Origin of the sequence: Cryobacterium sp. LW097, assembly GCF_002205495.2 — a bacterium.
GTDB lineage: Bacteria > Actinomycetota > Actinomycetes > Actinomycetales > Microbacteriaceae > Cryobacterium > Cryobacterium zongtaii.
In genome coordinates, this window is sequence record NZ_CP021992.1 from 654007 (window position 1) to 676944 (window position 22938).

At 66.9% G+C, this 22938-nt stretch carries 19 protein-coding genes; 10 read left to right on the forward strand and 9 right to left on the reverse strand.

All coding sequences use genetic code 11. The annotated features are described in order from the left end of the window. Window positions 1–16: 16 nt before the first annotated feature. Genes B7495_RS03035 through B7495_RS03045 form a run of 3 tightly spaced genes read right to left on the reverse strand, consistent with a single transcriptional unit; the run spans window position 17 to window position 2926 of the window. Window positions 17–985, reverse strand: coding sequence for an NAD-dependent epimerase/dehydratase family protein (locus B7495_RS03035; RefSeq protein WP_088455273.1), 969 nt, complete (start codon window positions 983–985; stop codon window positions 17–19). Continuing rightward, window positions 982–1998 (reverse strand): glycosyltransferase, encoded by a 1017-nt coding sequence (locus B7495_RS03040; RefSeq protein ID WP_240632372.1) that lies wholly within the window; start codon window positions 1996–1998, stop codon window positions 982–984. Before B7495_RS03040 ends, B7495_RS03035 begins: the two co-directional genes overlap by 4 nt. Before the next feature lie 40 nt (window positions 1999–2038). Continuing rightward, entirely contained in the window at window positions 2039–2926 is an 888-nt protein-coding gene (locus tag B7495_RS03045) for a glycosyltransferase family A protein (protein ID WP_088455274.1), read from the reverse strand. 199 nt (window positions 2927–3125) lie between these two features. Here B7495_RS03045 and B7495_RS03050 point away from each other — a divergent pair, with 199 nt between their 5' ends. From B7495_RS03050 to B7495_RS03080, 7 genes are all read left to right on the forward strand, one after another. Then, window positions 3126–5363 carry a hypothetical protein gene (locus tag B7495_RS03050; protein ID WP_134481232.1) on the forward strand — a complete coding sequence of 746 codons (2238 nt, stop codon included), beginning with the start codon at window positions 3126–3128 and terminating at the stop codon, window positions 5361–5363. Further along, window positions 5360–6331: a glycosyltransferase gene (locus tag B7495_RS03055; protein ID WP_088455276.1), complete on the forward strand. Its 972-nt coding sequence runs from the start codon at window positions 5360–5362 to the stop codon at window positions 6329–6331. The genes B7495_RS03050 and B7495_RS03055 overlap by 4 nt, the downstream gene beginning before the upstream one ends. Further along, window positions 6328–7173: a glycosyltransferase gene (locus tag B7495_RS03060; RefSeq protein WP_088455277.1), complete on the forward strand. Its 846-nt coding sequence runs from the start codon at window positions 6328–6330 to the stop codon at window positions 7171–7173. Before B7495_RS03055 ends, B7495_RS03060 begins: the two co-directional genes overlap by 4 nt. 47 nt (window positions 7174–7220) lie before the next feature. Continuing rightward, on the forward strand, window positions 7221–8387 hold the full coding sequence (glf, locus tag B7495_RS03065) for a UDP-galactopyranose mutase (protein WP_088455278.1): 1167 nt from the start codon (window positions 7221–7223) through the stop codon (window positions 8385–8387). Between the two features lie 29 nt (window positions 8388–8416). Beyond that, entirely contained in the window at window positions 8417–9640 is a 1224-nt protein-coding gene (locus tag B7495_RS03070) for an acyltransferase (protein ID WP_166789024.1), read from the forward strand. Window positions 9641–9720: 80 nt separating this feature from the next. Beyond that, the gene (locus B7495_RS03075) at window positions 9721–11403 is read left to right on the forward strand and encodes a glycosyltransferase (protein WP_088455280.1); all 1683 of its coding nucleotides are present in this window, start codon (window positions 9721–9723) and stop codon (window positions 11401–11403) included. After that, a complete protein-coding gene (locus B7495_RS03080; RefSeq protein WP_088455281.1) occupies window positions 11391–12293 on the forward strand; it encodes a glycosyltransferase family 2 protein in 903 nt (300 codons plus the stop codon). The genes B7495_RS03075 and B7495_RS03080 overlap by 13 nt, the downstream gene beginning before the upstream one ends. Before the next feature lie 88 nt (window positions 12294–12381). On the opposite strand, the gene B7495_RS03085 is transcribed toward B7495_RS03080, so the two are convergent. The 4 genes from B7495_RS03085 to B7495_RS03100 are packed head-to-tail and all read right to left on the reverse strand — an operon-like array spanning window position 12382 to window position 17509. Then, window positions 12382–14571, reverse strand: a complete 2190-nt coding sequence (locus B7495_RS03085; RefSeq protein ID WP_088455282.1) for a hypothetical protein — start codon at window positions 14569–14571, stop codon at window positions 12382–12384. Window positions 14572–14618: 47 nt separating this feature from the next. Further along, window positions 14619–15902, reverse strand: coding sequence for a hypothetical protein (locus B7495_RS03090; protein ID WP_088455283.1), 1284 nt, complete (start codon window positions 15900–15902; stop codon window positions 14619–14621). Window positions 15903–15906: 4 nt separating this feature from the next. Next, window positions 15907–16656, reverse strand: coding sequence for an ABC transporter ATP-binding protein (locus B7495_RS03095; protein WP_088455284.1), 750 nt, complete (start codon window positions 16654–16656; stop codon window positions 15907–15909). Then, window positions 16640–17509: an ABC transporter permease gene (locus B7495_RS03100; RefSeq protein ID WP_174776281.1), complete on the reverse strand. Its 870-nt coding sequence runs from the start codon at window positions 17507–17509 to the stop codon at window positions 16640–16642. The genes B7495_RS03095 and B7495_RS03100 overlap by 17 nt, the downstream gene beginning before the upstream one ends. Window positions 17510–17784: 275 nt before the next feature. Between B7495_RS03100 and B7495_RS03105 the strand changes: the two genes are divergently transcribed. Beyond that, entirely contained in the window at window positions 17785–19566 is a 1782-nt protein-coding gene (locus B7495_RS03105) for a hypothetical protein (protein WP_134481236.1), read from the forward strand. Between the two features lie 36 nt (window positions 19567–19602). Here the strand turns inward: B7495_RS03105 and B7495_RS03110 are convergent, their stop codons facing one another. Both B7495_RS03110 and B7495_RS03115 read right to left on the reverse strand, forming a co-directional pair. Beyond that, entirely contained in the window at window positions 19603–20904 is a 1302-nt protein-coding gene (locus B7495_RS03110) for an O-antigen ligase (protein ID WP_088455286.1), read from the reverse strand. Beyond that, window positions 20901–22214, reverse strand: coding sequence for an O-antigen ligase (locus B7495_RS03115; RefSeq protein WP_166788846.1), 1314 nt, complete (start codon window positions 22212–22214; stop codon window positions 20901–20903). The genes B7495_RS03110 and B7495_RS03115 overlap by 4 nt, the downstream gene beginning before the upstream one ends. Before the next feature lie 103 nt (window positions 22215–22317). Here B7495_RS03115 and B7495_RS03120 point away from each other — a divergent pair, with 103 nt between their 5' ends. Continuing rightward, a complete protein-coding gene (locus B7495_RS03120; protein ID WP_088457870.1) occupies window positions 22318–22629 on the forward strand; it encodes a rhodanese-like domain-containing protein in 312 nt (103 codons plus the stop codon). Then, window positions 22626–22925 carry a metal-sensitive transcriptional regulator gene (locus tag B7495_RS03125; RefSeq protein WP_088455288.1) on the forward strand — a complete coding sequence of 100 codons (300 nt, stop codon included), beginning with the start codon at window positions 22626–22628 and terminating at the stop codon, window positions 22923–22925. The genes B7495_RS03120 and B7495_RS03125 overlap by 4 nt, the downstream gene beginning before the upstream one ends. Window positions 22926–22938: the final 13 nt, after the last annotated feature.

Consider the following 22938-nt stretch of genomic DNA (forward strand, 5'->3'; position numbering starts at 1 on the left):
CCGCCTGGGCGGGGTGTCAGCCGCCGGACTGGATGTGGGCGAGCACGTCGTCCATGGTGGCCTTGATCCCCGCGGGCAGACTGGTCAGCTGCCGCCGGTCCAGGTCGGGCCACACCGTCGAGGTGATACGCAGATCCAGGCCCTGCATCGAGGCCTCGGCCGAGTAGCCCAGCATCACGTTCGGCTGGCCCTTGGCGAGGCTGCGGATCTGGCCGAGCAGGTTGCTGATCGTCACGGCCTGACCCGAGGCGAGGTTCTTGATCACCTCGGTGCGTCCGGTGGCGGCGGTGACCTCGAGCAGCCTGGCGACGCAGTCCACGACGAGTTCGGCGCAGTCACGCACGAAAATGTAGTCCCGCATGGTCTCCAGCGGCACGAATATCGACGCCGGCTTGGGTGAGAACTGGGCCTTGGCCAGGTGCGAGATCAGGCCCTGCATCTTGCCCAGCTTCTGGCCGGGCCCGTACAGGTTCGCGATCCGGCCGGCGAGCACCGAGACTCCGCTGGCCCGGGAGAAGGCGAACAGGCTCGCCTCGGCGTCGAGCTTGAACCGTCCGTAGCCCGAGATCGGCACCGGTGCGCTGTTTTCGTTGAACGGCGGATGCGCCGAACCGCCGTACACGCCGCCGGCCGAGGACGCGTAGAACACGGCGCCGGCGCCGGAGGTGCCCTGGTGGGCGGCGGCGGTACCGACAGCGTCCAGCACCAGGCGCAGCTGACGCAGTTCCCGATCGATCGCAGCCGGGGGTGTGGAGGTGACGGCGTTTCCGGCCAGCCAGAGCACCGCCCAGTTCGTGCGCTCGGTTGCGGCGGTCTCGAGCAGCCGGGCGGCGGTCGCCGCGACGGCGGCCGCCAGGGCGTCGTCATCGGCCCACGGCAGCGGTTCTGCGTTCAGCAGCACCCAGCCGGGGCGACGGCTGATCGCGGCGGCCGTGGCGCCGCCGAGCAGGCCGCGGGCCCCGATCACCCAGACGTAGGTGGTCACTTGGCCGCTTTGCGCGTCCGCCCGAGAGGCCCATCCGCCGGGTCGGTCGTGATGAGGTACGGCGGCTTGCCCATGGCCATGTTCACGTTGATGCCGATGTACTCCGCGATGATGCCCAGGGAGAACAGGATGAACCCCGCGCTCAGCAGCACCAGGACGCTCAGCGACGCCCAGCCCTGGATGGCGATGTCGCCGGCGAGGCGCTGGATGAAGATGACGACAGCGAAGATCACACCGATCACGGCAAAGATGACGCCGAGGCCGCTGACGATCCGCAGCCCCCTCGTGCCGGTGGTGAGGATCATGCGCCAGAAGTGCGAGAACAGTCGTCGGGCCGAATAGCCGGAGCTGCGTTCACCTTCCTCGCGCAGTTCGACCGGGGAGGTCGTGACGCGGGAGGCGACCCAGCCGATGGCGACGTCGAGGTAGACCCCGGAGCCGGCGTAGGCGGCGACGCTGCGCCCGATGTTGCCCAGCATCAGCCGGTAGCTCTGGTAGTCAGCGGCCGCGCCGGTGCCGGACAGCTTGGTGAGCAGGTATTTCGCGGTCTTCGAGGCCGCGTTGCGCACGGGGCCGTGCGGGGCCGGGTTGGTCGGCTTGGCGTAGACGACGCTGGCCTGCTCGCGCATGGCGGTGTCGAGCATCCCGCCGATGGCGCGGGGGTCGTGCTGGCCGTCCTCGTCGAGGGTGACGATCCAGTCGCCGCCGGAGGACGCCATGCCGGCGAGGGTCGCCGCGTGCTGGCCGAAGTTCTTGCTCAGCCAGATGCCGCGGGCGAACGGGAACCTGTCGGTGATGGTGCGGATGATCGACGCCGAGTCGTCCGGACCGTGGTCGAAGACCAGCAGGACCTCTTCGACCTGGAAGCTGTAGCCATCAGGGGTGATGCTCAGCCGGGTGAGCGGTTCGATCTCCTCGAGAACGCCGGTGAGGGTACGTTCTCCCTGATAGACGGGGATGACGATCGAGATGCTGTGGTCGGCGACGTCGGGTTCTGCAGAGGGGAGTGTCACGGGTTCAGAACCTATCACACGGGCCGTTTCGTCGGCCGGGTCAGTTGGCTGCGGCATCCGTCGTCACCGCCTTGGACATGCGCCGGCCGAGCCAGATGTAGGCGAGCCGGCGCACCTGGGCCATCACCCTGGCGCGGGTGTTGCCGATCCGCCGGTCGGTGCTGGACACGACGTCGGGGCGAGTCTTGGCCATCCAGTTGTGGAAGCCGATAGCCTGCTCGGCCTGCTCGGCGACCAGGCGCACGCTCCACTGGCTGTCGGAGATGCGGAAGCCGGCCAGGCTGCCGGGTACGCCGACGAACTTTCCCTCGAGCAGGACCATCGAATAAGAGGTCTCGTCGATCAGGTACGGCCAGCGCGAATCCCACCAGCCCACCTTCTCCAGAACGCTCCGGCGCATCATCACGCAGCCGGGTTCGCCGAAGATGTTGGTGCCCTGGGTGATGGTCTTCCGCACGGCGACGGCGCCGTCGTGCACACCGATCAGGCCGGCCAGGCCACGGTTCTTCAGCACCGGTGCGCCGTTGGCGTCGACGATGTCACGCGGGGAGGCGGTCAGCACGGCGCCGGGCTCGTTCATGAGCGCGGCAACCTGCTGGGCGACGATGGTGGGGTAGAGCAGGTCGTCGCCGCAGACGAGTTTGATCAGCTCGCCGGTGGCCGCCTGGCTCACTCGGTTCCAGTTGCGCAGCGCCCCGCCGCCACCCTCGGTGTGCAGCAGGGTGACGCGCGGGTCGGCGCTGTAACGCTGCATGACGGCCCAGGTGTCGTCGATGGACGCGTGGTCGGAGACGATCACCTCGAGGTTGGTATACGTCTGGCCGAGCACGCTCTTCATGGTCTCGTCGAGGTAGTCCGCGTTGTTGTAGGCGGGGATGACGATCGAGACGAGAGGCTGATCATCAGGGAACGTCGCATCGTGTGTCATAAGTTAAGTGTGACTCGCATCCTTCGTAGTGCTGAGCCTTCACGATACCGGGTGGTCCTGAGCGACCTCTGTCCCCGCGCGGGGCGACCCTAAGCGAGAATGGGGAGGCGGTTCGCTCAGAGCGGGCCGGCAATCACCCCTGCGGGCGCGCACAGTGACGACCGTCACATCCTGATCAGGGCGAGAAAAGGGCAAACTGTTGCTGAAGTCGAGATTCGTATGGCCCGCCATTGTGGTCGTCGCCGTACTGGTCGGGGCTGCCCTGCCGTTGCTGGTCAACCGCGGCTACTACTTCATCGACGACACCCAGTCGGGTGCCTTCGGGCAGTGGTACGAGATCGGCACCCGCATTCTCGAGGGCAACTGGTCGCTGATCAACCCCCTGGTCTGGCAGTCCGGCAACTATCTCGCCGAGGGCGCGTGGGGGATCTTCAGCCCGGTCCTCTGGCTGATCGGCATCTGGTCGCACTGGGCGGGCAACGCCCTGATCTTCTCCACTGTCGTCAAGGTCCTCTGCCTGGTCGCGGGTTCGCTGGGCGCGTACCTGCTGGCCCGCACCTTCCAAGCCGGCCGCGGCTGGGCGGCGGCCGTCGCCGTCGCGCTGCCGTTCACGGGCGTGACCTTCTACCTGGATGCGACCACCTGGGTCAACGGTCTGCTGGCCTGGAGCATGTGGGCTCTGGCCTGGGCGCTGACTCGGCGGGCCGTGTTCTCGGCCAAGTCGCCCACCCTGGCGTTGCTGGCCTGCATCGGCACCGTCGGTATCGGCTACGTGCACGCCACCATCTTCCTGGCCGTGGCCCTGGCGGCCACGATTGCCGAGGCGTTCATCGCCCGGCACCGGGCATCCATCGTGCGCGCCTTCCTGATCGCCACCGGCGCCGGACTGTTCGCCGTCATCGTGCACCTGCCGGGGCTCCTGACCGCGGGAACGTCCGGGCGTACCAAGGGCGTCGTGAACACCGGGCTCCTGACGGTGGACTTGAGCGGCCTGGTGGCGGCGAACACGCCCGTCGGGATTCCGCAGGTCGGCTTCTTCGGTGCCTTCTTCCCGTCGGCGCCGCTGGTCTATATAAGTTGGATGCTCCCGCTGTTCGCGTTCGTCGCGTGGAAGCGGTTGATGCCGGTGCTGGCCACCCGGCTGAGCGTGGTGATCTTCTTCGGCGTCGCGCTGATCGGTGTGCTGCTGCCCAGCGACGTCGGGCCGCTCCGCATTCCGTTGCGGATGATGCCGTACCTGGCGATCGCGGTGCTCCTGATCCTGGCTATCGGGCTGTCTCTGGCCAGGGTCGAGGTGATCTCCCGCCGGCGCTTCCTGGCCGCCTGCGCGTACACCCTTTTCGGCGCCATGCTGACGGTGTTCCAGGGTCCGCAGTACGCCGGGGTGGTGGCCCTGGCCACCGTCGCTGTTCTTGTCGTGCTCTGGGTGTTCTACCGGATCACCTCTCCCGGCGGGCTGCCGGGACTCTCCGCACCGTTGCGGGACCGGGCGCGCGCCTCACGCGTCTGGCTTCTCCCAGCCCTGGCGGTGATCGTGACCCTCGGCGTGATCTACCCCCAGCACATCGTGCACACCAGTGGTCCGCTGCTGAACTACCAGGTGCCGAGCTCGGTTCAGAGCTATCGGGACCTGCTCACCGACGCCGAGGGAGATGTCCTCGTGGTCGGCGGACCGCAGAACGGTGCGATCCAGCCGGGCGACTGGGCTGAAACCACGGTGGCCAACCTCTGGTACATCCCGGAGGCCCCCGTGCAGAACGCCTACACCTCGGTCTTCTACCCCGGCTACGGCGATGCGCTCTGCATGGCTTACCAGGGTGTCACCTGCGCGGACCTGCTACCGAAGCTGTTCACGGCGGGCATCGACACCGGCCAGAATCTCGTCGACGACCTGGGTGTCAGCTCGGTCCTGATCGTGAAGAGCTCGGTTCCGGAAGAACTCTGGGCCGAGACGCCCGACGGCTGGCACGTGGCCCAGGACACCGAACTGACCCGGCTGATCGTGCGGGACACCCCGGTGCCTGGCGCCGGCAGTGTCGTCTGGAGCTCTGACGACACCGAGGTGACGGTGCTCCACGAGGACGACATGGGGGTCTCCTTCCGTGTCGACGCCGTCGGCGAAGACGGCGGCCAGGTCGCCCTGAGCCGGATTTCGTGGCCGGGCTACGAGGTCGACGGTGGAAAGGTGTCGGACGAACTCGTCAATGGCTTCCTGATGGGCATCGACATTCCCGCCGATGCCGCCGGCGATGTCGTGACGGTGTCCTTCCGGGCACCGGGCTGGCCGGTCCAGATCCTCTCCGGCGTTCTGCTGGTTGTGCTCCTGCTCGGCTGGGGAGTGTTCAGGCTGTGGGGACGAGACCGGGCGGGCTCACAGCGGGCGCGACCGAACTGGGTCAGGGAACTCCGCGAACCACTGAAAGTTGAGAAGTCATGACGAAGACGCCTGCCGAGAAGGTCGTGGTCGTGGTCGTGGCCTTCAACCGTCGCGACCTGCTCCTGGAAAGCCTGGCCGCACTGGCCGGTCAAACCCGCCGGCCCGATGAGGTCCTGGTGATCGACAACGCCTCCACCGACGGCACTGCAGAGGCCGTCCGCTCGGCGCACCCCGAGGTGACCCTGGTGGTGCTCGACCGGAACACCGGCGGGGCCGGCGGCTTCACCGCCGGCCTGGCGGAGGCCGTCGGGCCGCTCGGCGCGGACCTGGTCTGGTTGATGGACGACGACACCGTGCCCACCGAGACCGCACTCGCGGAGCTCCTGACGGCGCGCGCGCACGCTCCGGCGTCCACCAGGATCCTCGCGTCGACAGTGCACTGGACCGACGGCCGGGAACACCCGATGAACATGCCACGGGCACGGCCGTTCGCCGCGCGCCGATCCCTGGAGCGCGCCCGCGAGTTCGACTGCTACCCGGTTCGGTCGGCGTCGTTCGTGTCGGTCATGATCGACGCGCGCGCGGTCGCCGAGCACGGTCTGCCGGTAGCCGGGTACTTCCTCTGGAACGATGACTTCGAGTACACCGCCCGGATCCTGCGCGGGTCGACGGGATACCTCAGCCGACGCAGCATCGTGGTGCACAAGACCAAGGTCTTCGGCTCGACGAACATCGACCCCGGGCCCCGGTTCCGGCTGGAGGTGCGCAACAAGTTGTGGCTGCTGCGCCTCTCGCCGGCACTGTCCCCCTTCGAGCGGGTGCTCTACGCCGGAGCGACGGCCCGCAGTTGGATCAGTACTTTCGTGCATTCCGCAGACCGGGCCACGCTCCGGCACGGCCTCCGGGAGGGCCTGCGTGAAGGCCTCACCACCCGACCGGCCACGAACGCCCAGGTGCTGGCCGGGTTCGGCCGGGTGAGCGAGTCCGTCCAGGCGGCGGAGGCCGGTCCGGCCAGGGCCTCGTCGTGACGAGCCCCGGACTGCCCTTCTCCCTGCTGCTGCCCGTCTACCTGGGGGACCGACCCGAGTACTTCACCCGGGCGTTCTCCAGCGCCGTCACCGACCAGACCCGTCGCCCGACCGAGGTGGTTCTGGTACGGGACGGCCCGATCAGCCCGGCACTGGCCGAGGCCATCAGCACGGCCATCGACGCCTCCCCGGTGGAGGTTCGCCGGGTCGACCTGGACGTCAACGTGGGTCTGGCCGTCGCGCTGACCCGCGGGCTGGCCGCCTGCCGGTTCGACGTGGTCGCCCGAATGGATGCCGACGACATCTCGCTGCCGGAACGATTCGCCCGGCAGCTGCCCGCCATCGAAGCGGGCTGCGACCTGGTCGGAACGGGCATGCTCGAATTCAACGAGCTCGACAAGATCCTCGGCCGCCGGGTTCCGCCGGTCGGGCAGGCCGAAATCAGCCGTCAGGCCAGATTCCGCGACCCGTTCAACCACCCCACCGTGGTGTATCGCAAGTCGGCGGTCGAGGCCTCAGGCGGCTACCGCCATCTTCCGCTGATGGAGGACTACTGGTTGTTCGCGCGAATGATCATGGCCGGCGCCACCGTGCGCAACCTGCCCGAACCGCTGGTCATGTACAGGGTCGACTCCGGTGCATACAACCGGCGAGGTGGCCTGTCCCTGTTCCGCAGCGAGCTGGCCCTGCAGCGCCGACTACTGGCGGACGGGTTCGTCACGCCCGGCCAGTTCCTCCGCAACGTGATCGTGCGCGGCGGGTATCGCTTCGTTCCGGTCGTCATCCGACGAGCCGTGTATCGCCGAATGGCCGTGAGCAAGCACACAGACACGCCCCAGTAGGATCGAAGTTTGGTCGAACTGGCCGGCTGTAAGTGAGGATGGGTGTTATGAACGTTGACCTTGTGGTTGTCGGAGCCGGTTTCTTCGGCCTCACCGTGGCAGAGCGCTGCGCCAACGAATTGGGATTGCGGGTTGTCGTCATCGACAAGCGCGACCACATCGGTGGCAACGCATACAGCTCGGTCGAGCCCGAGACCGGAATCGAGGTGCATCGCTACGGCGCCCACCTCTTCCACACCTCGAACAAGGTGGTCTGGGACTACGTCAACAGGTTCACGTCCTTCACGGCCTACCGGCACCGGGTGTACACCACCCACAAGGGTGAGGTCTTCCCGCTGCCGATCAACCTCGGCACCATCAACCAGTTCTTCCACAGCGCCTACTCGCCCACCGAGGCCCGCGCGCTGATCAGCGAACAGGCCGCGGAGGGCGAGCTCGCCACGGTGAGCAACCTCGAGGACAAGGCCGTCGCCCTGATCGGCCGTCCCCTCTACGAGGCGTTCATCAGGGACTACACCGCCAAGCAGTGGCAGACCGACCCGCGGGAGCTGCCCGCAGAGGTCATCAGCCGCCTGCCCGTGCGGTACAACTACGACAACCGGTACTTCAGCGACACCTATGAGGGACTGCCCGTCGACGGGTACACGGCCTGGATCGAACGCATGGCCGATCACCCCAACATCGAGGTGCGGCTGTCCACGGACTTCTTCGACCTCGACCAGGAAATCAACATCCGCGACACCGTCGGCACGGTCCCCGTCGTCTACACCGGTCCCGTCGACAGGTACTTCGACTACTCGGAGGGGCCGCTGTCCTGGCGCACCCTGGACTTCGAGGAAGAAGTCATCCAGACCGGTGACTACCAGGGCACACCGGTAATGAACTACGCGGACACCGACGTCGCGTACACCCGCATCCACGAGTTCAAGCACTTCCACCCCGAGCGGGACTACCCGAACGACAAGACCGTGATCATGCGGGAGTTCTCGCGCTTCGCCGAGGAAGCCGACGAGCCCTACTACCCCGTGAACACCGCTGCAGACCGCGAACGCCTGCTGCGCTACCGGGAGCGCATCGCCGAGCAGCCCAACGTGATCTTCGGCGGCCGACTGGGCACCTACCAGTACCTCGACATGCACATGGCGATCGGTGCCGCACTGTCCACCTTCGAGAACAAGCTCCGTCCGCTTTTCGCGACGGACGCCACGGCCTGACCCGGTCGTGGGCCACACGGAAGGCTGACGTGTCCGGAACCTCCCTCGCCGACACTCCGGTCGGCGCCGCCCCCATCAGGCAGATCCATGCCCTGACCGGTGTGCGGATCCTTGCCGCGCTCTGGGTGGTGCTGTTCCACATCCGGTTCAGCATCGCCGCAGAGTTCCCCGCGGTGTACGCCGCCTTCGCTCCGATCATCACCCACGGCGACTACGGCGTCGACCTCTTCTTCATCCTCAGCGGTTACGTCATCACGCTGAACTACGGGCGCAAGATGGGTGGCTCCCTCGACCGTAAGGCGAGCGTCAAGTTCTGGTGGGCCCGGCTGTCGCGCATCTGGCCGGCGTACTTCGTCATGCTGGCCTTCGTGTCGGTCTGGCACGGCAGCTTCCTGATCTTCGGCGCCACCGACCCCGTCGCGCCGCGTGACTTCAGCGTGTGGAGCTTCCTGCGCCAGTCGACCCTGGTCGTGCAGTGGACCGAAGCTGACTTCAACCGGCTGACCTGGAACGGCGCCGCCTGGTCGGTGTCGGTCGAAGCCCTGGCCTACCTGCTGTTCCCGATCCTCGCCCTGCTGTTGTTCCGCCTGTCGCGGGTGCTCGGAACCCGCGGCCTCGGCATCCTCGCTGTCGTCACGGTGATGCCGGTGGTGCTCTTCGCCCTCGCCCTCGGATCGTTGTACGCCCCCTGGATGTGGCTGATCCGCATCCTCTGCGAGTTCGTGGCCGGCGGGTTGCTTTTCTACGCTCTCGAACGGGTGCAGAACCGGCCCGGTGCTCAGCGCATCGCCAACTGGCTGGCACCCGCACTGATCGTGGTGGTGCTGATCGTGGCCTACCTGCTCAACGGCAGGGTCAACGAGCGGTGGGGAGTGCTCGTGGTCCCCGCGTTGCTGGTCTTCGTCGGTGCGATCGTGGTGGGCCGCAAGGGCCTGATGAGTCTCCTCGGGCACCGCTGGCTCGTGATCGGCGGCATGGCGTCGTACAGCGTCTATCTTGTGCACATGCCGCTGATCGAAATTGTCTGGACGGCCCAGGAGAGGCTCCCATTCCTGGCGCAAGGTACACTTGCTAGCAAGATCCTCATCTTCCTGGTCCCCGCGCTTGCCACGATCTTCGGCTTCGCCCTGTGGAAGTGGGTCGAGGAACCGGCCCGCCGCGCCATGCGACGCATGTCCCTCCAGAACATCCCCGAACGCGCCGTTGACGACGTGCCCATCAAACAGGCCGGCATCGAGGCACCACGTGCTTGATCCGGTCGGCTGCGGGAGTCGACGGTGCCACCGGGCATCGACTCCTGCCAGCCAAGCGAAGTGAAAGTACCCTCTTCACCATGTCTGACCTTCTCTCGACGGCCTTCGGTCGTCCCGCACTGTTCACCGCCGACCTCTCAGCCCCGGCGGCGGAGAAGCTCGGGTCTGCGCTGACCGAGCGGCAGCTGGCGCTGCTGGTCTCCGCGACCAACTTCCACGCCCTCGACAATCCGGGCGCCCGCCTGCGCATCGTGGTGCACATCAACCGCCCGGGCCTCGGGGCGCACCTGACGGATGCCGGCACCCGGCACGAGAAGGTCACCGCCGAAGCGACCAGAGTGGCCGAGTTCACCATCGTGAGCACCGTGGCCGGCTCGCCGCACCCGCACTACACCCACACCCGCAAGAGCTGGCTGACCGACCCGGAAACGGGGGTTCGCAACATCGTGATCGACGCCGAGCGCGAACCCGGATCCACCGCGACCGTCGGGCGGGCCAGCCTGTACTGGCGGCTGCGCGGCGGCATCGAACGGCGGTACCCGTTCGAGTACGACCGGCTGCGGCAGTGGCTGCTGCGCGGACGTGAGTCCTCGCTGAACTCCACCGTCGTGGCGCGCCGCGTTGTCGACCTGACCGGCGTGCCGACCGGCGGCACCGCGACCGACCTGGAACCCGCCGTCATCATCGGCCTGCACTGGCTCGAGCTGGGCGGTGCAGAGCGCTGGGCAATGGAGTCCATCGCGCTCGCCCGCAACAGCGGGCTGCGACCCATCGTCATCACCGATGTGCCCTCGACGCACCCGTGGATCACCAAGGCCGAGTTGGACGGTGCCATCGTTCTCACACTGACGCACCCGGTCAACCAGCCAGAGCACTCAGAACCGGTGCTCGAGGCCCTCGCCACGAACTTCGACATCCGTGGCGCATTCGTGCACCACAGCCGGTGGCTCTACGACCGGTTGCCGTGGCTGCGCAACCGCATCCCGGGGCTGCACGTGGCCACCACCCACCACATCCTCGAATACAACGGCGGTGGCTACCCGGCAATCGGCGCGGCCCTGGACGAGTTCATCGACGTGCACCACGTGATCTCGCCGCAGCTGCAGGACTGGTTCGTTCGGGTGCAGGGCGTGGACCCGGCGAAGGTGGCGCTGGCGCCCCTGATCGGTCTCACCACAACGGGGTCGGTCGCCGAGGTGGCGCGTGCGCGCGTCGATGAGTCGGTGCTGACTCTGGGCTTCATCGGCCGCTTCGCGGCGCAGAAGCGTCCCTACCTGTTCACCAAGTTGGTCAGGGAGCTTCAGGACGTCGAGGGGCTGACCATCCGGGTGGTGATCCAGGGTGGCGGCGAACTCGAGCAGTTCGTCCGGCGGGACATCGACAGCCACAAGCTGTCCGGCCTGGTCGAATGGGTGGACGAGGGATCTCCGGTCAGCAATACCCTCGCCCGGATCGACTGCCTCGTCCTGAGCTCGCAGAACGAAGGACTCACCCTCACCACGCTGGAGGCCTTGGCAGCGGGTGTGCCCGTGATCTCCACCGACGTCGGCTCCCAGCGCACCGTCATCGTGCCCGACGCCCTGGTGTCCCGCGACCCCGGCCTGTTCCTGACCGAGGCGAGCGAAATCGTCACCCGGATGGCCGGCTCAGAGGATTATCGAACAGACGTCTGGCGTCGAGAAGTCGCCCTGGCCCAGGAATTCACCGAGTATGAAAGCGCCCACGATTGGGCCGGAAAGCTGTTCGAGTTATGGATCAAGTAAGCGCCGTCGTCGTCACCTTCAACAGGCTCGCGAAGCTCAAGACGGTGATCGCCTCCATCGAAGCCCAGACCTTCGCGCCCACCCGCCTCATCATCGTGGACAACGCGTCGACCGACGGCACCGCGGAATACCTCGGTCAGCTGACGACCAGCATCCCGCTCGAGGTGATGTCCCTGCCCACGAACACCGGTGGGGCCGGCGGATTCTCGGCGGGCATGGAGCGCGGCTATCAGCTCGGCGCCGATTTCGTCTGGATCATGGACGACGACTGCTACCCGCAGCCCGACGCCCTCGAGAAGCTGCGTGACGGCTTCGTCGCCGCCGTCGCCGAGCTCGGCCCCGAGGTGCCGTTCTCCTGCTCGCTGGTCAACTACATCGACGGCGCCATCTGCGAGATGAACAACCCTGAACCCACCTGGGACTGGGCCAGGCTCGTGTCCAAGGGTCAGCGTTCGGTGACGGTGAAGAGCTGTTCCTTCGTGTCGGTGCTCATTCCTCGTTGGGTGATCGAGAAGCACGGCCTGCCGTACTCCGAGTACTTCATCTGGTTCGACGACCACGAGTACACCCTGCGCATCACCCGAGCCTGCCCGGGTGTGCAGGTCCTCGACAGCGTTGTCGTGCACGACATGGGCGACAACAAGGGCGTCAACTTCGGCTTGATCGATGACGCCAATGCGTGGAAATTCGCCTACGGCATCCGCAACGAGGCGTCCTTCAGGCTGCACCACCAGAGTCTCTTCGCTTACCTGTACCTGTGCGCCCGGGTGGCCCTGATGATGCGGCGGGGCCGGGTCGCCGGCAAGCTGCAGCGCCGGATGTACGGTCGCCTGCTGGCCGGAATCCGGTTCAACCCGGCCGTCGTGTTCCCCCGGACGTCGCCTCAGTAGGTCTGACGCGTTCGTCGCACGGTCCGCACTGCACAGAGGAGAGCCCCGGCTGGATATCCAGCCGGGGCTCTCGTGCGCCTGCGTGGGGCTAGGCGGCGGCAGTGGAGCGGCGGCGCAGTCGGCCGACCGAGACGAGTAGCGTCCAGATCAGGATGCCCGCCAGCGCGGTCAACCAGGCGGTCACCTCGATGGCCCAGCCCGGCGGCTGGAAGGTGACGGTGACGACCTCGCCGACCGACGACTGCGGAATATCCACCCCAAGGAGGAAACCGTCCACAGGCGCCGTGCTGAGCGTGGCGTTCTCGGCCGAGTATCCGGGCCAAGCCAAGCGGCTCAGGGCCACCGTGCCCCCGTCAGCGGGCGCTGAGAGCACCTTCATGGTGACGGAGGTGTCCGTCTGGGACAGGGTCTCGACGCTGGTGCCGTCGCTGCTCCACACCACGTCACCGGCGGAACCGACGGGTTCGTCCCGGCTCCAGACCACGGTCAATCCGGTGTCGCGCTCGATGCTCCACCCGGCGGGGGGTGTGCGCCATTCGTCGTCGTCGTCGTCGAACGCGGCCTTGAGAATCTGGATGTTGTCGATCGAGAGCTGGTCCACCAGGAGCAGCCCCGTCGCCTCGCGCGGCTCGAAGAGGGTGGTGAGCAGTTCGGGGCAGGTGCCGCCCAGGTATTGCAGGCAGAGCGCCGAGTTGTACGCGGCGAACCCGATGAGCTGGTAGCGGTTCTGCACCTGGGCCGGGCTGAGGTACCACATGTTGGCCATCAGCGTCTCCCGCCAGGCCGCGGGGTCGGCCCCGTAGATGAGGGGGTCGCCCACTACGATCACGTCGCCTTCGATACCTTCGAGCACGCCCTTGGCGATGCTCGTGTCGGCGGGCACGTTGTTCATCGACAGCGGGCTTGAGCGCGTGTCGTAGTGCTGGGCAGCCGTCAGCACCAGGCTGACGGCGAGGGCGACGGCGGCCACGGTCGGCCAGACCGAGCTGTGTTCGGGGCGCCGGCGCATCAACCACCAGATTGCGCCGAGACCGAGGATGGCCACCAGGCCGCTGAAGATGAGGGCGAGATAGTGCGGCGGAAGTTGGGCCCAGGACAGGTAGACCGCGGCAATGATCACGGCGGCGGCGCCGAAGATCCGGTTGCGGCCCGGCCGGGGCACGCCAGCCCGGCTGAGGGCGACCACGGTGAGGACAATCAGGGTGAGGGCGAAGTACGGCATGAAGCGCACCGGATAGCGCAGCGGCCCGATCACGGTCGGCAGGAGCACGTAGAGCAGGGACAGGCTCATCACGATGGTCAGGTCCCGCACCTGTGCGCGGTTCTGCAGGGCCTTGCGCCAATCGACGAAGAACAGCACCGGCAGGAACCAGGCGATGTAGACCACCGGGCTGGTCGCGGTGGGCCCGGACCACCACCAGGAACTCACCTGCGGGTAGCCCGTGGCGATGGTGGAGCTGAAGATGCCGCCCAGGTCCACGCTCATCATGCCGTCGTTGCCGACGATGTTCACGGCACGGTTGGTGACCGACCCCGTCAGCGCGCCGGGCAGGAAGACCGTGACGGCCACGAGCACCAGCGCGACGCCGACGCCGACGACGCGCATGGCTTTGGCCCAGTGCCGGCGGATGAGGCAGTCGACGCCGACGGCGAGAAGCACGAAGCCGATGGCGAAGACACCCTGCACGTAGCCGACGGTGACGATGAGATAGCCGACCAGGAAGGCGGGCAGCGGGTTCGCCGAACGCTGGGTGAGCCGCCGCAGCGCGACCCAGAAGTAGGGAATCAGCGCCCAGACCAGCAGACCGGTGACCCAGGATGGGGCGTCGAAGTAGATGGTGAAACCGTTGAGGGTGACGGCGAAACCCGCCACGTAGGCCAGTGGCGGAGCGGCACGGTAGGACCGGGCCAGCAGGTACACGCCGCAGCCCGCGATGATCAGGAGCAGCACCTTCAGAACTGTCATGAACAGCACCGCGTTGGTGCCGAGGTACGCGCCGATGCCGATGAGCATGATCAGCGGGTTCCAGGTGCCCCACTGACCCTCTGCCAGGTAGTTGCCGCTTGACCATACCGACGGGTTGAGGACCGGGAGTTTTCCGGCCAGGAGGTTCTGTCCGATGTGGTACCAGACGCCGAAGGCGCCGTTCTCCGAGTCGTCCTGGAAATAGAACCGTCGGTTCCAGATGAGGGGAACCAGTGCGAGCACACCGACGGTCAGAGCGGTCAGCGCCAGCCACTTGAGATCGGCGAGCCTGTGCGGGCCGGTGCGGTTCATGGCGGAGGTGTCTTTCGTCGAGGTGGTCGGCAGGGGAGGGACTGACATCAGTCAGTGACCAGCGCGTCAGGGGCGACGGGTGCGGCTTCGCCGTTCCGTGCGACGGCGAGGTACACGCCGTGCAGGAGAACGCCGGCGGCCGGTCCGACGAGCAGCGCGAGCATGGTGCGCTCGAGGAAGTCGACGGGCAGCAGCAGGCAGACCACGGTGGTGAGGGCGGCGACGACCCAGCCGGCGGTGAAGGCGCTGTGCGCGTTGCGGGAGAGCACCGCGGGAGCGCTCACGCACAGCGCACCGACGAGCGCGGAGGAGGCCACGAAGGTTGCGATGACCCAGCCCTCTGGCACGCTTTGGCCGGGGAAGAGGAAGGCGAACACGGCGGGACCGGCCAGGAAGCCGAGGACGGCCAGGACGGCGCCCAGACCCAGGACCAGGGCCTCGAGCTGCAGCAGCGATCGCCAGAACCGGTCCAGTCGACCGCGGAAAAAGACGATGAGGAAGCTCTGCAGGGCCATCCCCACGACGATCAGCGGAGCCCGGGTCAGGGTGGCCGCGAGAATGACGAGGCCGAGTTCGGCGGCGGGCACCGCCGGTGAGGTGAGGCTGAGCACGAGCGGGAACCCGCTGACCATCAGGCCCATCGACGCGGCTGCGACGATGGTGCGCACGACGTTCCAGGTGAGAGCAGGCAGCGCGACGTCCAGCTGGGTCTTGCCGACGACGCGGGACCTGGCGAAGGGCCAGATGGCCAGCACGGTGACGGGGAACGGGATGGCGACAGCCCACGCGAGCGGAACTGAACCGGGCAGGAAGGCCAGCGCGATCCCGATCAGCACCAGCCGCAGCACACCTTCAACGACGATCAGGCCGAAGAGGGCCTTCCAGTGGCCGATGCCGTAGAGCGACCCGGCCAGCACCGCGAGGGGCACATAGGAGGCGGCGCCGACCGCCAACGGCACGACCAGCGACCAGCCGTCGGTGGGGAAGACCTGAGCCTGCCAGAGCGGGGCGGTGCCCAGCACGAGCGCCAGGACGACCAGGAACGCGGCCACAGCGAAGACGCCTGCTCGGTTGCGGTAGCTGGTGTTGCCGGTGTCGCGCGGATGCGTCGCCCTGGTGACCTCCTGCTGGATGCCCGAGAGCGCCGCGGCGACGAGGAAGATGAACGACCAGAACACGGCGAACACGGCGTACGGGCCGACGCCGATCACGGCGGGCACCAGCCAGGTGATGACGTACCCCGCGATGCCCACGATTCCGGTGGCCGCGACGATGAGGATGAAGCCAGAGGACTTCTGGTCTGCTTCCTCGTCGGCGCTCTGGGCCGTCACAGCGTTACGCACCGTTCCCTTGCATCGAGGCGACAGCGTCGTTGACCGCGCCGTCGAAGCAGACCTTGCCGTCGCGCAGCACGATCCCCCGTTTGCAGACCTGGGTGACCATATCGACATCGTGGCTCACCACGAGCATGGTCTTACCCTGATCGGTGAGCTCTTGGATCTTCTTCTTGCACTTCTCGCGGAAAGGGGCGTCACCGACGGCCAGAACCTCGTCGACCAGCAGGATGTCCAGTTCGGTGTGGATCGCCACGGAGAACGCCAGCCTGACGAACATGCCCGACGAATAGTGCTTGACCTCGGTGTCGATGAACTCGCCGATCTCGGAGAATTCGACGATGTCGTTGAACCGGCGGTCGATCTCGTCCTTGTTCATGCCGAGAATCGCGGCGTTCAGGTACACGTTCTCCCGGCCGGAGAGATCGGGGTGGAACCCGGCACCGACCTCGATCAAGCCGGCGACCCGCCCGCGGGTGAGGATCCGGCCGGAGTCGGGTCGCATCACCCCGGAGATGAGCTTGAGCAGGGTGGACTTTCCGGAGCCGTTGTAGCCCAGCAGGGCCACGGATTCGCCCTCCTGAACGGTGAAACCGATGTCGGAAAGCGCGGAGAAACTTGTCGTCGTCTTCTTCTTCTGAAGCTTGGCGATGAACGATTCCTTGAACGAGTGGGTGTGCCGAAGGATGAAGGTCTTGTCGACGCCGTCGATGATGATGCGCGGCAGGGCCGGATCAGAGGTTCTGGGCAAAGTGCCCCTCCAGACGCTTGAAGACGAGTTGCCCGATAGCAAGGATGATGAGCGAAATCAGCAGGCCGATCAGGCTGAACGCGGCCAGGTGCGGCGGCTGGGGCAGGGAGCCCGTTGTGGTGCTGAACCAGAAGCCGGCGTGGAACAACTCAACTGCGGAGGTGAGCGGATTGGAGAGGTAGAGGTTGAAGACCCAGGGTGAGACCTTGTCGGCGACCATCGTCCACGCGTACAGCACCGGGGAGGTCCAGGTCGCGAAGAGGAGGATCAGTTCGACGAGGTTCTGCGCGTCGCGGAACGCCACGTTGATGGCCCCGAAGAACAGTCCGAGACCGATGGCCAGGGTGACGACGATGAGCATGCCGAGGATGATGCTCGCGATGCCGACCAGGGTGGGTACCCAGCCCGCGAACAAACAGACGACGACCAGGATCAAGACCTGCGGGAGGAAATGCACGAAGGCGACGATCACGGCAGAGATCGGGAACAGTTCCCGGGGCAGATAGATCTTCTGCACCAGGGCGGTGTTGTCGACGATCGACCTGGTCGCGTTGCCGAAGGCCTCGCCGAACAGGTTGATCGCGATCATGCCGGAGAAGAGATAGATCGGGAAGTTGTCGATCCCCTTGTTGAGCCCGAGGAAGAACCCGAAGACCAGGTAGAACACCAGGAACTGGGCGGCGGGCTTGACGTACGACCACACCCAACCGAGAACCGAGCCGTGATAGCGGGTGAGGGTGCCCTTCCGGATCAGCAGCCGCAGAAGGTACCGGTACGACAGGGCGTCGATGATTCCGCGGCTGTGGCCGGGGACCGTGAACTCGCTCAGGTCAGCAGGAAATTTTTGACTCACTCGAACTGGTTCCGATCACTTGACTGCGTCAGGGACTGTGTGCTCTCTCCCGCGCGGGGCGGCCGGAGAGCTCGCAAGATTGTAGCTGCACTTGTTCAGCGGATGGTGCGGGCGGCGGGCCTGGCGAGCCGTAGCGCATCCGCGGATTCGTGAAATGCCAGCTTAGACTTCTCAGTCCCCGCTCCTGAAATCCCGTTATAGGGGGAAGCGCGGATCTCGATCGCCCACTAAGTTCACCGACACAGCATCACACGTGGCACCGGAAGGGCGAGCCAGTGGACTCTGAACGGTCGGCGGGGACATCCGTACGCGGGTGGCTGGCGTGCGGCGCGAGTGTTCTGGTGGCGGTGGCCGTGTTCGCGGCCACGCAGGCCGGCATGTACCTGGCGAATCCCGGCTGGTCGATCAACCGGTTTCGTGCCTTCTTCGAGCACGATCAACTGGGCTACCTGGCAATTGTCACGAACTTTTCTGAGGGGCAGTTCCAGGACGTCGAGCCGGACACCGAGACCGGGTCGAACACGTACCCGCGGGCGTACTACGAGTTCGCGGGACTGGTAGCGCGGGCGTTCGGGCTGACGCCGATCACTGCGTGGAACATCACCGGCCTGGTGGCGCAGCTGGTGCTGGTCGCCGTGCTCGCCACGGTGCTCATTACGGCCGGAAACCGGTGGTGGATGGGCCTATTGGCCCCGATTCCGTTCCTGCTGGGAACCTTCGCAGCGTTCCAGGGCGACGGCTGGTACACCGAATTGGCGTCCCACGCCGTGCTCTGGGGTCCGTTCGCGGTGCTGCATCCGCTCAACGGTGAAGCCGTCTCCCTGTCGATTGCGGGGATGGTGCTGCTCAGTCTCGGCTGGCTCTGGTGGCGGCCGCACGGACAGCGCGTGCGCCTGTTCGGCACCATCGGGCTCAGCCTGGTGATCGGTCTGCTCGCAAACGTGCAGACCTACTCCTTCATCGCCGCGGTGTATTTCCTTGCCGGGGTACTCGCCGTGCTGACTATCGTCAGCGGGCGCTGGCTGATTCTCGCTGTTGTCAGCATCGGCCTGATCCCGGTGCTCTTCGTCTGGGGTCCGCGGGTCGCCGCCGAGTTCGGCCAGCTGCCCGCCCTCGTGTTCGGACTGCTGCCGATGGCGCCCGGATTGGGGGTACTGATTGTGCGAACGAGGGGGGTCGTCGTGCTTTTTTTCGGTGCCGCGGCGCTCGGGGCCTCGCCGCAGATCGCTGCGACGGTCGGCGGGCTGGCCGCTGGTGACCCGTTCCTGTTGTACAGGGTTGCGTCGAATTCCCAGCTCGGGGTGCCGGCAGCCGCGGGCCTGCTGGGCGGCACCGTTCTGATCGTGCCGCTGGTCGGGATCGCGATCGCGGGCCTGATCCGGCGGCGACCCGAATGGGCCGCCTACGCGCTGGGCGGCGCGACGGCCTGGCTGTTGCTGGCGTCGAACGACCTGTGGGGCGCCAACGCGGAACCGTACCGGCTGTGGATCGATATGTTCTTCCTTATTGCCGCCACCATCCTTCCGGTGCTGGTGCTGGTGGCGAGGGACCTTCGGGCCCTATCGGTGGGTCGGTGGGTGGGCCTGGCCGGGTTCGCGGTGGTGGCCGTGCTGGCGTTCGTGTCGATGGGGGACTTCGTCCGCTTCGCCGGCGCGTTCCAGGCCAGGGCTCTCATGGACACGGACTCCGACCGGTACCGGGTTGCGGCCGGCCTCGCGAGGGAATCGGCTTCGGAGAGTCCGGGGACGCTGCTTATCGTGGGCCCGTGCCTGGATCCGCGGGTCGTGAAGGTCACCGCGGGGGTCCCCATCGCGTACTTCCACTACGGGATGGCGTGGCCGGAGGATTTCGGCGCGGTCAACGCCATCGTCGCCGCGGGAGGAGCCCTCGACCCGGTGGCGGCCCGGCAGGCGAGCGCGACCCTGGTGCTGACCGATGGGCGCTGCTCGAATGATTGGGCCGCACGGTACGCCGACATCCTGGTGCCGCAGTCGAGCGGGTCCTATGTCGCATCAGACGGTACGACCGCCACGCTGACCATCTCCACGATCCGCTGACCCGTGGGGGAGCCGGGCAGAGCAGATCAGATCAGATCAGATCAGTTCGTTGCGCGGGCTGGGCGATAGCAGTCGGCGCCAGCTCTGGCCCTGCGCGGCCTTGACGGAGCAAATCAACAGCAGGAGCCAGCCGAACTCGACCAGCACGGTACTCTCGGCCGCCGAGGTGACCAGAAGCACCACCAGGACCAGCGGCGACCAGACGTACACCACGGGCTTCTTGTTCGAGGCGAGCAGCCACGACCTGATGAAGGCCAGTGCCACCAACACCACGAATGAGAGGAACCCGACCAGGCCGACCTGGAAGTACACGTCGAGGAATGCGTTGAGGGCGGAGGAGTGCCGGCTACCGGTGACGAAGTCGAGCCAGCCGTACGGACTGACGTCCTGTGGCCAGATCCCGGTCCAGCCCCAACCCTCGAGTGGATGGACCTCCACCAGCCGCCACATCTCGCGCCACAGCGATGACCGGGTCTCGAATTCACTGCCGGCGTTGAGCAGGTCGATGATGCCGGTGCGGCCGACGAAGGCGAACAGGGCAGCGAGCACCGTGGCGCCGAGCAGACTCAGCTGCAGCAGCCAGCGGTCCTCGGCTCGGGTGCGGCGCAGCCAGTACAGGGCCAGCGCGGCGATGCCGACGGCGCTCGCCACGACGACGAACACCGGGGAATGGGTCAGCAGCAGGCCGAGCAGGGCCAGCGCTATCGAGGCGGCGGCGCGGCCCGGTCGTACGGAGCGGGACCGCAACTCGATGATGAAGCTGATCGCGGCGATCAGGGATACCAGGCCGAGGGCGTTACGCGACCCGAAAACGCCCTGGATGGGGCCGAGCATGGTGATGTTGCCCTGCACGCCGAGGAATGCGATCGGTAGGTCCAGGAGCAGTCCGGACAGCACTTCGAGGGCCAGGGACAGCCCGAGGAGCAGCCTGAGCACATCGCCGGTGGCTCGAACGATCTGAATGGTGTCGCGCACCAGGGCGACGTAGATCGCCAGGAACGCGAAGGCCAGCTGGTAGGCGACGCCGCTGACGGTCTGCAGCGCATACCCGCTCCACAGCACCGACAGTGCGCACCAGACCAGGAAGACCAGGATCGACAGGGGCAGCAGGCCGTGCCACTCAATGCTCTGCCGCCGGGCGATCATGGAGGCTGTCGCAAGCACGACCAGACACACCAGTGCGGCGAGCAGGCCCGGCCAGCCCATCAGGCTGCGCAGCAGGTGTGTTGAAAAGGCGAACCCGAGGATCAGGTGAGTGAGGGTTGCGCTGAACCGCGGCGATGCGAGCACCACGGTGATGGCGTCAGGAACGTAGGGGGGCCGTGCGGGGCCGGTCATCGCCGGCCCAGGCCGAGCAGCTCCGCGTCTGCGCCGGGACGCTTGGACCGCACGGCCAGGATCACGAGAAGCACCCAGCCGGATTCGACGAGGATCCGGCTTTCGGCCAGGCTCTGCGCGAGCAGCGCCACCGTGAGCAGGAGGGGCAGGATCGAGGAGACGGCGTAGGTTTCAGTGTCGGCGATGCCCAGGCGGGGCCTGTCGACGGCCAGGAACCAGGACCGCCACAGGGTCGAGAGGGTGAGCGCGGCGAAGATGATCAGGCCGAGGATGCCCAGTTGGAGCCAGACATCCAGCCAGGCGTTGTGGGCCTGCAGGTATTGCACGCCTTTGCGCACCGCGAGGCCGTCGAATGGTTCGACCCACGGTACCCAGTAACTCACCCAGCCCCAGCCCACGAGGGGGCGTTCGCCGGCGAGATCGATGACCCGGCCCCAGATGTCGAAACGTCCGGTCAGGTCTTCGCTCTTGCCGAGCATCGAAAGCAGTGTGGGCGAGAACGCGACGAGCCCGACCACCACGGTGGCCAGGACCGCGGCGGCGCTCAGGTAGAGCGGGCGCCGGCCCATCGGCGGCAGCCGGCGGGCCCACAGCGTGAAGAGCAGGGCGATGGTGACGGCGAGGAGGGCGACGGACACTGTGGCCGACCGGGTCAGCCACAGCATGATGAGGGCCACGGTCACCCAGGCGATGCCGCGGCCGCGGGCCACGGTGCCGGCGAAGAGCTGCACGGCGAAGACGATCAGTGCCAGCAGGGCGATGAAGCCGAGCAGGTTGCGGCTGGCGACGATGCCCTCGATCGGGCCGCCTTCCAGCAGCAGTCCGCGCGACCAGTAGAACGCGGCCGGGATCTTGCCGGTGTATTCAACCCAGAACGGGAGCACCGCGTGGCCGATGAACACGGCGACGACGATCTCGAAGAGTATCGAGAGGCCGAGGATCCACCGCAGAGCGACCGCGAGTGTGCGCAGGAGCTCGGCCCAGGTGAGGCACAGCGCCAGGAACAGGGCGGTGATCGTGGTGATCCACTGCAGGGTGATACCGATCGCGCTCGCCCCTGGATATGCCGACCAGGCGAGGGACACCGTGGCGACGAGCATGAACGCGGCCAGGGACTTCGGGAAGCCGCGCCAGGTCCACTCGGGCTTCAGGGAGACGAGGAGACCAATGCTGCCGACCAGAATGAACACGGCGATGGCGCCGAAGCCCCACCAGCCGAGCAGGTTTCGCCAGAACTGGCCGGCCAACACGCTGAAGAACACCAGGGTCGCGAACAGGCGAACTGTGAGGCGGCTCTGAACGGCGGGCATGTGTCTAGGGTACTGGGGCGACCTCCTCTCAACCTGCCCCCATCTTCTGATACCCTCAGGGGTATACCGTCGTGCCCCGCTCTCCGTTCCGAAGGGACCCCACATGACCGACATCTCGGTTACCGAACTCGCAGCCCTTTCCGATCCCGTCGTGGTCGATGTGCGCGAACCCTACGAATTCGAGGCCGGTCACGCGGCCGGTGCCATCCCCATTCCCCTGGGTGAACTGAGCGAACGGCTGGACGAGGTACCGCGGGACAGCCCCGTCTACGTCATCTGCGCAGCCGGAGGCCGAAGCCTGCAGGGCGCCGCATTCCTCGAACGCAACGGAGTCGAGGCCGTCAACGTGACCGGCGGCATGAACGCCTGGCAGCAGGCCGGCCTGCCCACGGCGCTGGACGGGATCCGGTCATGACCGAGTCGACTCCAGTGGCGACGGTCGTGACCGACGACCAGCGTGCCGTGAACCAGAAGAAAGTGCTCAACCGGCTGCGTCGCGCGCAGGGGCAGCTGAGTGCGGTCATCACTGCCGTCGAGGCCGGCGGTAGCTGCAAGGATGTCGTCACACAGCTGGCCGCGGTGTCGAGCGCTCTCGACCGGGCCGGGTTCACGATCGTCTCCTCGGCGATGCGGGATTGCATCGCGGACCCCGACAACGCCGAATCACTCACCGTGGACGAGCTGGAGAAGCTCTTCCTCGCCCTGGCCTGACCTGACCTGACCC